General features: G+C 60.6%; 13 protein-coding genes and 3 pseudogenes. 11 read left to right on the forward strand and 5 right to left on the reverse strand.

The window, feature by feature from the left end:
- Nucleotides 1-208 precede the first annotated feature (208 nt).
- From DXA70_RS12880 to DXA70_RS12890, 3 genes are read right to left on the reverse strand one after another with little or no spacing between them, the layout of a single operon-like run.
- A complete protein-coding gene (locus DXA70_RS12880; RefSeq protein WP_128118699.1) occupies nt 209-787 on the reverse strand; it encodes a flavin reductase family protein in 579 nt (192 codons plus the stop codon).
- Nucleotides 784-1,764: a glycosyltransferase family 2 protein gene (locus DXA70_RS12885; RefSeq protein WP_128118700.1), complete on the reverse strand. Its 981-nt coding sequence runs from the start codon at nt 1,762-1,764 to the stop codon at nt 784-786. Before DXA70_RS12885 ends, DXA70_RS12880 begins: the two co-directional genes overlap by 4 nt.
- Before the next feature lie 2 nt (nt 1,765-1,766).
- A complete protein-coding gene (locus DXA70_RS12890) occupies nt 1,767-2,447 on the reverse strand; it encodes a Crp/Fnr family transcriptional regulator (RefSeq protein WP_128118701.1) in 681 nt (226 codons plus the stop codon).
- A gap of 169 nt (nt 2,448-2,616) precedes the next feature.
- Here DXA70_RS12890 and DXA70_RS12895 point away from each other — a divergent pair, with 169 nt between their 5' ends.
- Nucleotides 2,617-3,642 (forward strand): ABC transporter substrate-binding protein, encoded by a 1,026-nt coding sequence (locus DXA70_RS12895; RefSeq protein ID WP_128118706.1) that lies wholly within the window; start codon nt 2,617-2,619, stop codon nt 3,640-3,642.
- A 51-nt stretch (nt 3,643-3,693) separates the two neighbouring features.
- Here the strand turns inward: DXA70_RS12895 and brnQ are convergent.
- Nucleotides 3,694-4,967, reverse strand: a pseudogene (gene brnQ, locus DXA70_RS12900) (branched-chain amino acid transport system II carrier protein).
- A 166-nt stretch (nt 4,968-5,133) separates the two neighbouring features.
- Here brnQ and DXA70_RS12905 point away from each other — a divergent pair.
- On the forward strand, nt 5,134-5,898 hold the full coding sequence (locus DXA70_RS12905; protein WP_128118702.1) for an ABC transporter permease subunit: 765 nt from the start codon (nt 5,134-5,136) through the stop codon (nt 5,896-5,898).
- Entirely contained in the window at nt 5,895-6,482 is a 588-nt protein-coding gene (locus DXA70_RS12910) for an ATP-binding cassette domain-containing protein (RefSeq protein WP_243001405.1), read from the forward strand. Before DXA70_RS12905 ends, DXA70_RS12910 begins: the two co-directional genes overlap by 4 nt.
- Before the next feature lie 50 nt (nt 6,483-6,532).
- On the opposite strand, the gene hemW is transcribed toward DXA70_RS12910, so the two are convergent.
- Nucleotides 6,533-7,615: a radical SAM family heme chaperone HemW gene (hemW, locus tag DXA70_RS12915; protein ID WP_128118703.1), complete on the reverse strand. Its 1,083-nt coding sequence runs from the start codon at nt 7,613-7,615 to the stop codon at nt 6,533-6,535.
- 172 nt (nt 7,616-7,787) lie between these two features.
- On the opposite strand from hemW, the pseudogene DXA70_RS12920 reads away from it, so the two are divergent.
- From DXA70_RS12920 to DXA70_RS14920, 8 genes and pseudogenes are all read left to right on the forward strand, one after another.
- Nucleotides 7,788-8,426: pseudogene (locus DXA70_RS12920) on the forward strand (Bax inhibitor-1/YccA family protein).
- A gap of 129 nt (nt 8,427-8,555) precedes the next feature.
- Nucleotides 8,556-9,356 (forward strand): M23 family metallopeptidase, encoded by an 801-nt coding sequence (locus DXA70_RS12925; RefSeq protein WP_128118704.1) that lies wholly within the window; start codon nt 8,556-8,558, stop codon nt 9,354-9,356.
- Between the two features lie 172 nt (nt 9,357-9,528).
- A pseudogene (locus DXA70_RS12930) lies at nt 9,529-10,823 on the forward strand (NAD(P)/FAD-dependent oxidoreductase).
- A 206-nt stretch (nt 10,824-11,029) separates the two neighbouring features.
- Nucleotides 11,030-11,695: a (d)CMP kinase gene (cmk, locus tag DXA70_RS12935; protein WP_128118705.1), complete on the forward strand. Its 666-nt coding sequence runs from the start codon at nt 11,030-11,032 to the stop codon at nt 11,693-11,695.
- 9 nt (nt 11,696-11,704) lie between these two features.
- Complete coding sequence (locus DXA70_RS14905; RefSeq protein WP_243001406.1) at nt 11,705-12,064, forward strand: lysophospholipid acyltransferase family protein; 360 nt, start codon at nt 11,705-11,707, stop codon at nt 12,062-12,064.
- Nucleotides 12,030-12,311: a hypothetical protein gene (locus DXA70_RS14910; protein WP_243001407.1), complete on the forward strand. Its 282-nt coding sequence runs from the start codon at nt 12,030-12,032 to the stop codon at nt 12,309-12,311. The genes DXA70_RS14905 and DXA70_RS14910 overlap by 35 nt, the downstream gene beginning before the upstream one ends.
- Nucleotides 12,312-12,321: 10 nt before the next feature.
- The gene (ispH, locus tag DXA70_RS14915) at nt 12,322-13,359 is read left to right on the forward strand and encodes a 4-hydroxy-3-methylbut-2-enyl diphosphate reductase (RefSeq protein WP_243001408.1); all 1,038 of its coding nucleotides are present in this window, start codon (nt 12,322-12,324) and stop codon (nt 13,357-13,359) included.
- Nucleotides 13,356-14,231 carry a S1 RNA-binding domain-containing protein gene (locus DXA70_RS14920; protein WP_243001409.1) on the forward strand — a complete coding sequence of 292 codons (876 nt, stop codon included), beginning with the start codon at nt 13,356-13,358 and terminating at the stop codon, nt 14,229-14,231. Before ispH ends, DXA70_RS14920 begins: the two co-directional genes overlap by 4 nt.
- Nucleotides 14,232-14,391 lie beyond the last annotated feature (160 nt).

Below are 14,391 nucleotides of genomic sequence, written 5' to 3' on the forward strand. Positions count from 1 at the left end.
CGGCGGCAAAAAAGCCCCTGAGGGGCTTTTTTAGATGCGCGGCTCGCGCAATCCACCCGCGCCCACCAAGAACTCCAGTATCCGAACCGGGTGCTGGAGTTTCTGTTTTGTAGAAACAGATCAAGGGGATCGTAGCGGGTGGATTCGAACAGGGCGGCGGTGCGAAGCACCGTAAACAACAGCCCAGTGGGCTGTTATTGGATGCACTTTATTTTCGCCGGGGCTTTTTCTTCCGGACACTGTAGCCGAATGTTCCCAGCTTTTTGCCCAGGGCCAGATACTCGCCGTGGCTGTAGACGATCAGTTTGGCTTTGTCGAGGCAGAGCTTTCCGCTCTCGTCCAGCAGGCTCTCGTCCACATCACAGGCGACGACCTGCGCCAAAAACAGATCATGGCTGCCCAGCGGGATGACCTGCGTCACCTTGCACTCAAGATTCAGCGGGCTTTCCTCTAAAATGGGGCAGTCCGTCAGCACAGAGCCCGGCGCGGCGTGGAGGCCGCAGGCAGCAAACTTGTCTAGCTCCCGGCCGCTCTTGACGCCGCACCAGTCCACGGCTCGGACAAGGCTCTCGGTGGGCAGGTTGATGGCAAACTGCCCGATCTCTTTGATCAGATGGTGGCTGAACCGCTCGGGGCGGACGCTGATGGACACCATGCTGGGCTGGGTGCAGATGGTGCCTGTCCAGCCGATGGTGATGAGGTTGGGGGTTTCCAGTCCGCCGCAGGATACCAGAACGGGCGGTTCCGGGTTCAAAAGGGTGCTGCCTTTCCAGCTCTGTTTGCTCATCCGTGGTACTTCCTTTCGTAGGGGGCCCAGGTGCGCTCGCTGATGATATAGCGGGGCCGGGCCTTGGTTTCCATATAAATTTTGCCGATATATTCGCCGATGACGCCCAGGCAGATGAGCTGGACACCGCCCATGAAGCAGACGATGCAAACGGTGGAGGCCCAGCCGGCCACCACGCTGCCCCGGACGGCCTGCACGATGGCCCAGATCACCCCGATAAAGCTGATCAGGCTGACCACGATACCGGCTCCGGTGATGAGCCGGATGGGTTTGTTGCTCAGGCTGGTGATGCCGTCGAACGCAAGGGCCAGCATCTTGCTCAGGGGATAGTGGCTGTCACCGGCCAGCCGCTCATGCCGCTCGTAGGTGACTACCTCGCTGGGAAAACCCACCAGCGGCACCATGCCCCGCAGGAAGATGTTGACTTCCCGGTAGTCGGCAAAGCTTTCCAGAACCCGGGTGCTGATGAGCCGGTAGTCGGCGTGGTTGAAGACGATGTCGGCCCCCAGGGCGTTCATCAGGTGATAGAATCCCTCGGCAGTAAAGCGCTTGAAAAATGTGTCTGTGTCCCGGCGGCTCCGCACGCCGTATACCACCTCGGCACCCTCCAGATACTTGCGCACCATTTCATCCATGGCGTTGATGTCGTCCTGGCCGTCGCAGTCGATGGAGATGGTGATATCGCAGCTGCCGCTGTGCAGGGCTTCCATCAAACCGGCCAGCACGGCGTTCTGGTGGCCGCGGTTCCGGCTCTGAGAGATACCGATGAAATGCTCATCCTCTTTTGCAAACCCGGTGATGAGCTCCCATGTCTTATCCCGGGAGCCGTCGTTGACAAACAGCACCCGGCTTTGGTCGCTGACCAGCCCCTGGGCGGCCAGGTCGTGAATCTTCTGTAAAAACATCGGGGCCGTGATGGGCAGCACCTGCTCCTCGTTGTAGCAGGGGATCACGATCCAGAGTATCGGCTTGGACATTGTTACAACACCATCCCTCTCAATGCTTCCGCATCCATAATTTTAAAGCTGCTGCGGTAGGTCTCCAACAAGCCGTCCCGCTGCATGAGGCTCAGCTCCCGGGAGAGGGCGCTGCGGTCACAGTTGAGGTAATCCGCCAGTTGGATGCGGGAGTAGGGGATGGTAAAGGTCATGCTGTGGTGATACTCGGCCTCACTGAGGAGGTAGGCGCACACCTTGGCCCGCAGGCTCTTTAAAATGAGCAGGTCCACCCGGCGGGAGAGCAGGAAATATTTATCGCTGATGGTCCGTACCAGATTTTGCAGCACCTGCTGGCGGGCGGGGTCGCTGCCGGGCTGGAGCAGCCGGTCATAGGGGAGCAGCAGTACCTCGCAGGGGCACTCGGCCACCACCGTTACCGGGCTGGCCAGGCTGGAGCCGCCCAGCACATCGCCAAAGACGCCCCCTGCCTCCATGTGGGTGATGGGCAGGTGGGTGCCCCCCGGCGCGGGACGGTAGGCCTGAATGGTGCCCGAGAGCACCACCCCTACCCGGCGGTTGGAGTACCCGGCCTGCACCAGCGTTTCGCCCCGGCCATAACTGCGCACCACGGCGCACAGATCCCGCAGGAGCATCCGCAGGGCAGGCTGTTCCAGCCCGGCAAAGAGTGAAGTGGTTTGTAACAGCGGCAGGTAATTTTCCATATCCATTCCGTGAGGTTTGACCCGGGCCCTCACCGCCCATCTGCAATTCCGTTGCGTGCGCAACGGTATTTTTTCTTTCATTATAGTAAACTTGAGCCCGTAAAGCAAATGTTTTTGCAAATTTTATTTCTCGCAAGGGCAAAAATAGAAAGTGAGGAAGTTTCTGATGATGAAAAAACTGACATCTCTGCTGCTGTCGGTGGTCATGCTGGTCAGCCTGCTGGCCTGCGGGGCCTCGGCAAAAACGCTGTCGGCCAAGACCCTCCGCATCGCGGGCCTGAAAGGCCCCACCACCATGGGTCTGGTCAATCTGCTCTCCATGGAGAAGAACGGCACCGCCGCCATGGATTACGACCTGCAGCTCTATGGCGCGGCCGATGAGATCGTGCCAAAGCTCATCAAGGGGAATCTGGACATGGCGGCCATCCCGGCCAACCTGGCGGCAACCCTCTACCAGAAGACCAACGGCGGCATCCAGGTGCTGGCCGTCAACACGCTGGGCGTGCTGTATGTGGTGGAAAAGGGTGACACCGTCCACAGCTTTGCAGACCTGAAAGGCCGCACCATCCTCTCCACGGGCAAGGGCACCACGCCGGAGTACGTCCTGCGTTACCTGCTCACCAAGAACGGCCTGGACCCCGATAAGGACGTGAAGATCGAATACTACAGCGAGGCCTCTGAGGTCACCGCTCAGATGGCCGCCACCAAGAAAGACGCCATCGCCGTGCTGCCCCAGCCCTATGTCACCGCTGCCCAGATGAAAGACAGTGAGCTCCGTGTGGTCCTCGACCTGACCAAGGAGTGGAACAAGGTCTGTGATACCCAGCTCATCACCGGCGTCACGGTGGTCCGCACCGCTTACGCCGAGGATCACCCCGACGTGGTGCAGGCGTTCCTGAATGACTATGAGAAGAGCGTCAACGCCGCCAACACCGACATCGACGGCACCGCCGCCCTCTGTGAAGAGATCGGTGTGGTGGCCAAGGCTGCCATCGCCAAAAAGGCTCTGCCCAAGTGCAACATCGTCTACCGCCGCGGCGAGGAGATGAAGAAAGACATTTCCGCTTACCTGCAGGTGCTCTACGATGCCTCCCCCGCGGCCGTGGGCGGCAAGCTGCCGGACAACAACTTCTACTGGGTCAAGCCCACGACGACCCAGCAGGTGCAGCACAAAGTGAAGAAGCTGTTCCAGTAAGTAGTTGGTTTAATAAAAAAGCTGCCGCACAGTGCCGTGCGGCAGCTTTTTTCAGGACTTTTTCAGGAAGCCGATTCCCATACCAACCGCAGCCGGAAGCAGCCAGCCGAAACCGAGGGCACCCAGCGGCAGGCTGTTGGCCAGTGCAGCCACCGGGCCCAGCGGCAGGGCGGCGGGGATGCTCTGCAAGGCCGCCAGCCCAATGGCCCAGCTGTAAACACTGCAGCGCTGGAACCGCCCGGGCAGGAACGACAGGAAGATGAGGACGATGGCCGTCGGGTAGATGGCGTTGAGGACGGGAACGGACAGCCTGAGGATCCCTGCCAGCCCGATGTTGGAGAAGAGCATACTGGTCAGGGCGAAGAACGCGGCCCAGGCCGGATAGGAGAGCCTGGGGAGCAGCTGGTGGAAATATTCGCCGACGCTGGAGATGAGCCCCACGCAGGTGTTGAAGCAGGCGATGACAAAGATGGCCCCCAGCAGCACCTGCCCCACCCGGCCAAAGAGGGAATCGGCCAGCCGGGTCAGGGTCTCAGCGCCCGTCTCGCAGCCGGGGAAAGCCGCCCCGGCAATGCCGCCGATGTGGGTGAGCATGGCATAGACAAGGCCGAGGAGCCCGGCGGCCACGAACCCGGCCCGGATGGTGCCCTGTTCCACCTCCCGGGGGTCTGTGATGCCCAGCGCCTGGATGTTCAGGCGATGACGAAGCCGAAGTTGAGTCCGGCCAGGGTGTCCATGGTCTGGTAGCCGTCCAGGATGCCCTGCGCTGCGGGCAGGGCAGCGTAAGCCGCTGCCGGGGTGCCGTAGCCTGCCGCCGCCGGGCGGAACAGACACCCGGCAAACAGCAGCAGGATGAGGGCCAGCAGGGCCGGGCAGAGCACCCGGCCCAGCCGCTGGGTGAGCCGTTCCGGATGGAGCGCGATCCAGTATGCTGCCGCAAAGAAGAGGGCGGAGTAGGCCCATTGGAGCCACGAGGCTTCCCCCACCAGCGGAGTGAGCATGGCAAACGAGGTGCTGGCGGTGCGGGGAATGGCCAGGCAGGGCCCGATGGAAAGATATACCAGAATGGAGAAGACCTGCGCAAACCGGGGGTGCACCCGCTCGGCCAGCTGGGGCAGCCCCCCGGCCCGGGCTACGGCCACCACGCCTGCAATGGGCAGGCCGATGGCGCTGACGGCAAACCCGGCAAAGGCCAGCCAGAGGCGGGTGCCTGCCTGTGCCCCCAGATAGGGCGGAAAGATCAGGTTGCCTGCTCCGAAAAACATGGAAAACAGGGTAAACCCGATCAGCAGCAGTTTTTTGCCGCGGAGGGTGTTGGTTTGCATGAAGCATCGTCCTTTCTGCCGGGCAGGACAGCCCGGTGTGGGTTTCTGACTTTCAGTTTAGTGTACAAAAGCGCTCATGTCAAGAAAAGAAAAGATGAAAGCTTGTATTCTATCAGATGATATGATATCTTGAAAAAGGATTTGGAATGAACAGAAAGGAAGCAATATGAAACAGACAAAAAAACGCCGCCTCTGGCTGGCGGCGGTGGTGTTCTGGCTGGCGGTGTGGCAGGGGGCTGCCATGGCCATCGGGCAGGAGGTGTTTCTGGTGTCGCCGCTGCAGGCCTTTGGCACGCTGGTGCAGCTGCTGCCCCAGGCAGAGTTCTGGCAGCGGGTAGCGTTCAGCGCCGGGCACATTCTGCTGGGCTTTGTGCTGGGCGGGGTGTGCAGTGTGCTGTTGGCTGTGGCGGCGGAGCGCTGGCTCTGGGTGGACGCCATGCTGGCCCCGGTGATGCAGCTGGTCAAGGCCACGCCGGTGGCAAGCTTTATCATTCTGGCGCTGGTGTGGGTCAGCGGCAAAAGCCTCTCCATCCTCATCAGTTTTTTAATGGTGCTGCCCGTGCTGTACGGCGCGGTGCGCACCGGGCTGGAAAGTGCCGACCCGCAGCTGCTGGAAATGGCCCGGGTGTTCCGCCTGCCGCTGGGGCGGCGGGTGAAAGCCATCTGGCTCCCGGCGGTGCTGCCCGCGTTCCGGCAGGGGTGCAGCGTGGCGCTGGGCATCTGCTGGAAGAGCGGCGTGGCGGCGGAAGTCATCGGCCTGCCGGACGGCAGCATCGGTGACGCCCTCTACCGGGCCAAAATCACCCTTTCCACCGGGGAGCTGTTTGCCTGGACATTCGTCATCATCGTCCTGAGCGCGGCCTTTGAAAAACTGTTTCTGGCCCTGCTGGACAAGGCGGTGGCCCGGGTACTGGGCGAGGAGGCGGTATGATGCAGTATAACAAACTGGAAATTTTGCACCTGACAAAACGCTTTGGAGAGAAAACGCTCTTTGAAGACCTGAATCTTACAGTGGAGGAGCCTGCCGTCCTCTGGGCCCCCAGCGGCTGGGGCAAAACCACCCTCCTGCGCGTCCTCATGGGGCTGGAAACGCCTACCTCCGGCAGTGTGCAGGGGGTGGGGCGGGTGAGCGCCGTCTTTCAGGAAGACCGCCTCTGCCCTCAGCTGAATGCCGTCCAGAACGTGGCACTGGTGCTTCCGGGACTGGAAACACAATACAAAGAGCAAATTAAAATCTGTTTTCAACAACTTGGATTGGATTCGACGGCCCTTGTCCTGCCTGCCCGAAAGCTCTCGGGCGGCCAGAAGCACCGGGTGGCTCTCCTGCGGGCGCTGCTGGCCCCCAGCGACACCCTGCTGCTGGACGAGCCGTTCACAGGGATGGATCCGGAGACCCTGCAAAAAGCCGCCGCGCTCATCCGGGAGCGAGGCGGCGGCAAAAATGTCCTCCTCGCCACCCATGACCGGGACGCCATCGCGGCGTTGGGCTGGCCGGTGATCCAATTGGCGGAATGAAAGCCCCCCGCGGACCTACGGCAAGTCTGCGGGGGCTGTTCTTGATAAGATTATAAGAGCTCCGCCAGAATGGTGTTCTGCACGATGAGCCCGGCGGGGGTCAGGGCCAGGGTCTTGCCATCAAAATTGGCGTACCCGGCTTTGACGCAGTTTTGCACGAAGGCAAGTTGTGCTGTGGAGAACTCCTTGCCGTAGAGGTTTTTGTAAGCTTCCAGATTCAACCCCTTGCGGAGGCGGAGCTGCAAAATGAGATAATCCTCCGCGCCGCAGCTGCCGTCCAGCACCGGGGCAGCGGTATCGTGTAAAAAGGCATCCGTATCAGGCGGGTAGTAGAAACGCTTGCCGCCCATGCAGGAGTGGGCCGCTGGGCCGAGGCCAAGGTAATCCCCGCAGTCCCAGTAGATGAGGTTGTGCTTCCCCTCATAGCCCGGGCGGGCAAAGTTGGAAATTTCGTATTGCTGGTAGCCGTGGTGTTCCAGCTGCTCCACGGCGTAGAGGTAAAAATCAGCGGCCTCGTCGGAAGTGGGCAGGCCCTCCGGCGGCTTGCGGCCAAAGGCGGAGTCCGGTTCGATCTTTAACAGGTAGGCGGAGATGTGGGTGGCCCCGCCGCCCTCGATGAGCTCCAGTGTCTCATCAAACTCGGCCTGCGTATAGTGGGGCAGTGCCAGCATGATGTCCCCGCTGATGTTGGTAAAGCCTGCCCGCTGGGCCGCCGCGAACGCCGCCCGGGCCTGTTTGGCCGTGTGGGGGCGGCCCAGCGTTTTGAGCTGGCTGTCCCGGGCCGACTGCACCCCGAACGAGACGCGGTTGACGCCCGCGGCCCGGAAGCCGCGCAGTGTTTCTTCGGTGACAGTCTCCGGGTTGGCTTCCAGGGTGATCTCCGCCCCGGGCAGGGGCTGGGCAGCGTCTATGAGGCGGGAAACATCCTCGGGTGTGAGTAAACTGGGGGTGCCGCCGCCAAAATAAATGGTATCGGGCCGGAGAGGCGCATCCGGCGCAAACCGGTGCAGCTCCCGCAGCAGCGCGTCGGGATACTCTGGCGGTACACCCCGCTGGCCGGGGGCGGAATAGAAATCGCAGTAGCGGCATTTGGAAAAACAGTAGGGGATATGCAGGTAAAGCCCAAGAGACATCAAATATCACAGCCTTTTTCATGAAACGTTCATTTCTATGCAGTATACTATAAAACAGAAACCGGAGCAAGGCGGCAGTGCCCGCCCCGGCAAAAGACTGGAGGATTCCACAATGGATTATAACAACTATGACCGCGGCTATGCGGAGCCCTCGATGAATGCATCGGACTATATGACCCGCACCTACCGCTGGATGGCCAGCGGACTGCTCATCACGTTCGCCATGGCGTATATCACGGCCACCACCCCGCTGATCTATCTGGTGGATTCGCTGTATCTTGTACTCACCATTGCGGAGCTGGCATTGGTATTTGTGCTGAGCTCCCGGGTACAGAACATGTCAGTGGACGCGGCCCGGGCCACGTTCTTCGGGTATGCACTGCTCAACGGCATGGTGCTGAGCTATTATTTTGTCGCTTTCTCGGTGGGCACGCTGGTCATGGCGTTCCTGCTACCGCCGTTTACTTTGGTCTGATGGCCGTCTACGGTACCACCACCCATAAAGATCTCACCGGCTGGGGCCCGCCTGATGATGGGTCTGGTAGCCCTTATCGTTACCAGCCTGATCGGGATGCTGTTCGGCTTCGGCTTTGGCAGCTCGGTGCTCTACTGCGGCATTGGTCTGGTGCTGTTCATGCTCCTGACCGCCTATGATACCCAGAAGCTCCAGCAGATGTATGCCTACTATGCAGGCGACCCGGAGCTGGCGGAGAAAGCTTCCATCTACGGTGCTCTGACCCTGTACTTGGACTTCATCAACATCTTCCTGTATGTCGTCCGCCTGCTGGGCAACAACCGCCGCCGCAACTGATTCAAACGCAAACAAAAATATCCGTCATCGCGCCGCGATGGCGGATATTTTTATGTATAAACGTCCGCCAACCATCGCACACTACCACCAGAACAAACCGTACACAAACATGGATGGGAGTAACAAACGATGGAACAGATCCGAAAACTCTTGCAGGGCAAGGGCTTTGCGCTGGTGCTGGCCGCCTGCCTGCTGGCGGCAGCGGCCGCCGGCGTCTGGGCCGTGCAGACCGTCCGCGGGGAACTGCAGAAAAATCTGGACGGCCTGCGTGATCCGGCCAGCAGTGCCCGCACTGCCCCCGGCATCGACGAGGGGCTTGACCTGACAACACCGGATGAGGAGGATTCGACCGAATGGCAGCAACCCACCGCCCCCGCCGCAAACTCTGTGGCCAATGTGCCCAAAGCTTCTTCCAGCACCGCGCCCTCCGGTGGGGCTGGTGGCTCTTCTGGGGCGTCATCTGGTTCTGCTGGGGTGCACGAGCCCTCCGCGCTGCAAACCGAATCCGCACCTGCCAGCAGCTCAGCGGCACCTGCCTCCACGCGGCCAGTCTCGGGGCGTATCTTAAACGCGTACAGCGGGGATGAGCTGGTCTACAACAAGACGCTGGGCGACTGGCGCACCCACAACGGCATTGACTATGCCGCCGCCAAGGGCGAAAAAGTTTCGGCCCCGGTGGAAGGCAAGGTGACACTGGCGGGCGCGGACGGCAGCTGGGGCCCTACCGTGGCCATTGAGGACGCTTCCGGGCGGCTCTGGCGGATCAGCGGTGTGGCCGACCTGAAAGTGAAAGCCGGGGATACCGTGACGGCCGGGCAGGCCCTTGGCACCGTGGGCAGTGTGAGCTGCGAGTGCGCCGAGGACAGCCACATCCACCTGGAAGTGAAACAGGGCGAAAAATACCTTGACCCGGCCAAGGTGATGCAGTAAAACAGAACACGGCACTCCGGCGGGAAAACGCCCGCCGGGGTGCTTTTTTGCGTGGAGCAGAGGAAATGCCGCCCGCTTTTCCTGCAATTTCAGCCGCCGGGCACATTGCTTTTGGAGGACGATTCTGGTATGATACAATAGAAATATCAGGTTTTGTGGGAGGAATTGCTGGATGGCAAATGTGTTGGTGATCGGAGCGGGCGCGGCGGGCCTGATGGCGGCCGGTGCGGCCGTGCGGCAGGGCCACACCGTTACGGTGCTGGAACATAAGGAAAAGCCCGCTCAGAAGATCCTGGTCACGGGAAAGGGCCGCTGCAACGTGACCAACGACTGCACCGCTGAGGAGTTCCTGCACCATGTGCGCACCAACCCCCGTTTTCTGTACTCGTCTTTAGGGGCGTTCCCGCCGGCAAAGACGATGGAGCTGTTTGAGGAGCTGGGTGTGGAGCTGAAAGTGGAGCGCGGCCGCCGGGTGTTCCCGGTATCCGACAAGGCGGAAGAGATCCGGCAGGCATTGCTCCGGTACGCGGAGGGAGCCGTTCTCATCGAGGACGGGGCCCAAAAGCTGCTGCTGGAGCCGCTGGCCCCGGCGGAGGAGGCTGCCCCGGCTGCCCGGAGAACCCGCGCCACCCCAAAAAGAAAAAGCCCGGCCCGGCGTACCGCTGTGTAGGCGTGCGGGGCACCTCGGGCAGGGAGTACAAGGCGGATGCCGTGCTGGTGGCCACCGGCGGCCTGAGCTACCCCACCACGGGCTCCACGGGCGACGGCTACAAACTGGCCCGGCAGGCGGGCCACACCATCGTGGACCCGGTGCCCAGTCTGGTGAGCCTGGTCAGCCACGACCCGGACTGCAAAAAGATGATGGGCCTGGCCCTGAAAAACGTCAACCTGACCCTGTTGGAAGACAACAAGGCCATTTTTACCGAGCAGGGCGAGATGCTGTTCACCCACTTTGGCATCAGCGGGCCGCTGACCCTCAGTGCTTCCAGCCATCTGGGGGACATGAAAAAGCATACCTACAAGGCGGAGATCGACCTGAAACCTGCCCTGAGCGAGGAGCAGCTCTATGACCGCATCACCCGGGATTTTGCACTGCTGGCAAACCATGCGGCGCAGGGGGCGCTGGTCAAGCTGCTGCCGTCCAGTATGCAGCCGGTCATGGTGGCCCGCTGGGGCATCGACCCGGCTACCAAGGCGAACCAGATCACCCGGGAGCAGAAGCGGGAGCTGGTGCAGTTGTGCAAGCACTGGGGAGTGCCCATTGACGCCCGGGGCGATTTAGCCCATGCCGTCATCACGGCGGGCGGAGTTTCGGTACGGGAGGTAGACCCCAAGACCATGCAGAGCAAAAAGGCGCAGGGCCTCTACTTTGCAGGCGAGGTGCTGGATGTGGACGCCTACACGGGCGGCTACAACCTGCAGATCGCGTTCTGCACGGCACAGAGTTTTGCAAATCATCTGGAATAAAGAGCGCCTCTGCTTGCCAAACCTCTCAGCTTCGCTGCGCTCAGCAGCTCTCCTGCAAAGGAGAGCCAAGGGGACGGCATCAAAGCCGAAAACTTCATCGAGACGAAGCTGCTGAACTTGCCTCTCCTGCCAGGAGAGGTGGCATCGAGCAAAGCGAGATGACGGAGAGGTCTTACCCTGATTATAATAGTAAGGAGATAAATGTTATGGTATCAGTTGCAATCGACGGGCCTGCCGGGGCAGGCAAATCCACGCTGGCACGCCGTCTGGCGGCCGAGCTGGGCTATATTTATGTGGACACCGGTGCCATGTTCCGCACCATCGGCCTGTACGCCCTGCGGGCAGGCAAGGACCCCAAGGACAACGAGGCGGTCAACGCCCTGCTGCCGGAGATCTCCCTCCGGCTGGCGACCCTGGACGGGGAACAGCACATCTACCTGGGCGAGGAGGATGTGAGCACCGCCATCCGCACCGAGGAGGCCGGAATGGCCGCCTCTGCCGTGGGGGCCAACCCCGCAGTCCGGGCCTACCTGCTGGATACCCAGCGGAACATGGCAAAGACCCAGAACGTCCTGATGGACGGCCGGGATATCGGCACCGTGGTGCTGCCGGACGCGACCGTGAAAATTTTCCTCACCGCCAGCCCGGAGGCCCGTGCCACCCGCCGCTGGAAAGAGTATCAGGCCAAGGGGATGCCCAACACCTACGAAGAAGTGCTGGAAGATGTGAAGCAGCGGGATTATCAGGATACCCACCGCGCGGCGGCTCCCCTCAAGCAGGCGGAAGACGCCGTGCTGTTGGATACCTCCGAGCTCAACTTTGAGCAGAGCCTGGACGCCATGAAGCAGATTATCGCCCGGAAAGTCGGTTAAGGAGACAGGATGGTACTATATTATATCTTGCTCCCGCTGGCATGGATCGTGTTCCACGTCGGGTTCCGTGTCCGCGCGGAGGGCCGGGACAACCTGAAAAAAATTCGGACCAGGGGGTACATTCTGGCCCCCAACCACATCTCCGCCATTGACCCGGTCTTTGTCATCATCACCCGGTTCTGGGGCAGGCGGATGATCGTGTTTGCCAAAAAAGAGCTGTTTGAGATCAATGCGTTCCTGAGCTGGTTCTTCCGCTGTGCCGGTGCCATGTGTGTGCGCGGCACCAAGGAAGAGGCGGCCGTCATTGACGAGACGGTGGCCCGTTGCCAGAACGGTGAGAGCCTGCTCATCTTCCCGGAGCACCCGTGAGAAAGACGGAACGTTCCTGCAGCCAAAGAGCGGCCTGTTCGTCATTGCGGCAGCGGCTGCTGTGGACGTGGTGCCGGTGCGCATCCACTACGAGACGCCGGACGGGAAAATGAAGCTGTTCTGCAAGGTGCGGGTGGTGTACGGCGAGCCGATGCCCGCCGCCCGGTTTGCCATGGAGAGCCGCCGCGATATGAAGAAGCTCCGCGCCAACAAGCAGGCGCTTCTGGACGCATGGGAGAAACTGTAAAGGAGAGAACATGGAGATTCGTTTAGCCAAAACAGCGGGCTTCTGCTTCGGCGTCAACCGCGCCGTGGAGCTGACCTACGGCCTGCTGAACGAGGGCCACAAGGTGGCCACCCTGGGCCCGCTCATCCACAACCCCCAGGCGGTGGACGACATGAAGCGCCGGGGCGCGCTGGTGGCCGACACCGTGGAGGACATCCCCACCGGGTACGAGGTCATCATCCGGAGCCACGGCGTGCCCCGCACCATTTACGATACGCTGGAGCAGCGCGGCATCGTGTACCACGACGCCACCTGCCCCTTTGTGAAGAAGATCCAGAACATTGCCGCCAGGGCCGAAGCCGAGGGCGCGGTGCTCCTGGTGGCCGGCGACGCCGCCCACCCGGAGGTGCAGGGCATTGTGGGACATACCCGGGGGGAGGTATTTGTCTTCAGCGATCTGGACGAATTAAAGGCCTGGAAAGGCCCCTCGGACCCCCAAAAGCCCATTTTTGCGGTTGCACAGACCACATTTCAGGTAACAAAATGGCAAGAAAGTTCGGAGTTTCTCAAAAAAGCCTATACAAACGCCCGAATTTTTGATACAATATGTAATGCGACGTGGGCGAGGCAACAGGAAGCGGAAGACCTCAGCCAGCAATGCGACATCATTGTTGTCATTGGCGGTCATCATTCTTCCAATACCCAAAAGCTGGTACAGGTCGCCGCAAAACACACGCGAGCCGTAACGGTCGAGACAGCGAGCGAACTTCGGCCTGAATGGTTTGTGGATGTAAAAACGGCGGGCGTCACAGCCGGGGCTTCAACGCCATCGTCTATTATTGAGGAGGTACTTAACAGTATGAGCGCAGAAATCAATGACAGCATGAGCTTCGAGGAGATGCTGAACGCATCCGAGGAAAAGCGGGTTCATGCAGGCAGTATTGTGAAAGGAATCGTGACCAGCATCTCTGCCAACGAGATCCAGGTGGATATCGGAGCGAAGCAGACCGGCTTTGTCAAGCTGAGCGAGCTGACCGATGATTCCTCCGCCAAGGTCGAAGACTGGTGAAGGTTGGCGATGAGCTGGACCTCATCGTCGAGAAGGTTATGGATCAGGACGGCGTCATCCAGCTCTCCCGCAAGAAGCTCGCATCTCGCAAGGGCATGGAAGAGATCGCTAAGGCAGCTGAGTCCGGTGAGGTCGTCGAGGGCGACGTTACCGAGTTCAACAAGGGCGGCGTTGTCGTCAACGTCAAGGGCGTCAAGGTGTTCGTCCCCCGTTCTCAGGCCACTATGCGCCGCGACGAGGACTACACTGCTCTGGTCGGCCAGCATGTCCAGCTGGTCGTCACCGAGTGCTCTGGCCGTAAGATCGTCGGCAGCATCAACAAGGTCACCGCTGAGCAGAACAAGGCTAAGCGGGAAGAGTTCTGGGCAAACGTCGAGGTCGGCAAGACCTACACTGGCGTTGTCAAGAGCCTGACCTCTTACGGTGCATTCGTCGATATCGGCGGTGTGGATGGCCTGTGCCACATCAGCGAGCTGAGCTGGAACCGCATCAAGCATCCCTCTGAGGTCGTCTCTGTGGGCGACACCATCGAGGTGTATGTGAAAGATATCGACACCGAGAACCACAAGGTCTCTCTGGGCTACAAGAAGGCTGAGGACAACCCCTGGGAGCAGCTGAAGAACAACTATCCCATCGGCAGCACTTTCCACGCTCCGGTCGTTTCTCTGACCAAGTTTGGTGCTTTCGTCCGCATCCTGCCGGGTGTTGACGGTCTGGTTCACATCAGCGAGATCAGCAATGATCGCGTTGAGAAGGTCTCTGACGCACTGAAAGTCGGCGATATGGTCGATGTGAAGCTGCTGGATGTCGACTTCGACAAGAAGCGCATCAGCCTGTCCATGAAGGCTCTGCTGAACAACGACGCTGAGTAATCAGCTCTTTGGAAAGCGCGGTCTCTGACACAATGCGACTGACAGCCCCGTTGCCGGGTAACGGCGGCGGGGCTGTTTTTTATTGGTATGCCCTCTCAGTCTCGCATTCGCTCGACAGGCATCCTCCTTTTGTCGCTTACGCGACATCTCCCTCCGGCCG

It is taken from the genome of Faecalibacterium sp. OF04-11AC, assembly GCF_003460645.1.
Lineage (GTDB): Bacteria > Bacillota > Clostridia > Oscillospirales > Ruminococcaceae > Faecalibacterium > Faecalibacterium prausnitzii_I.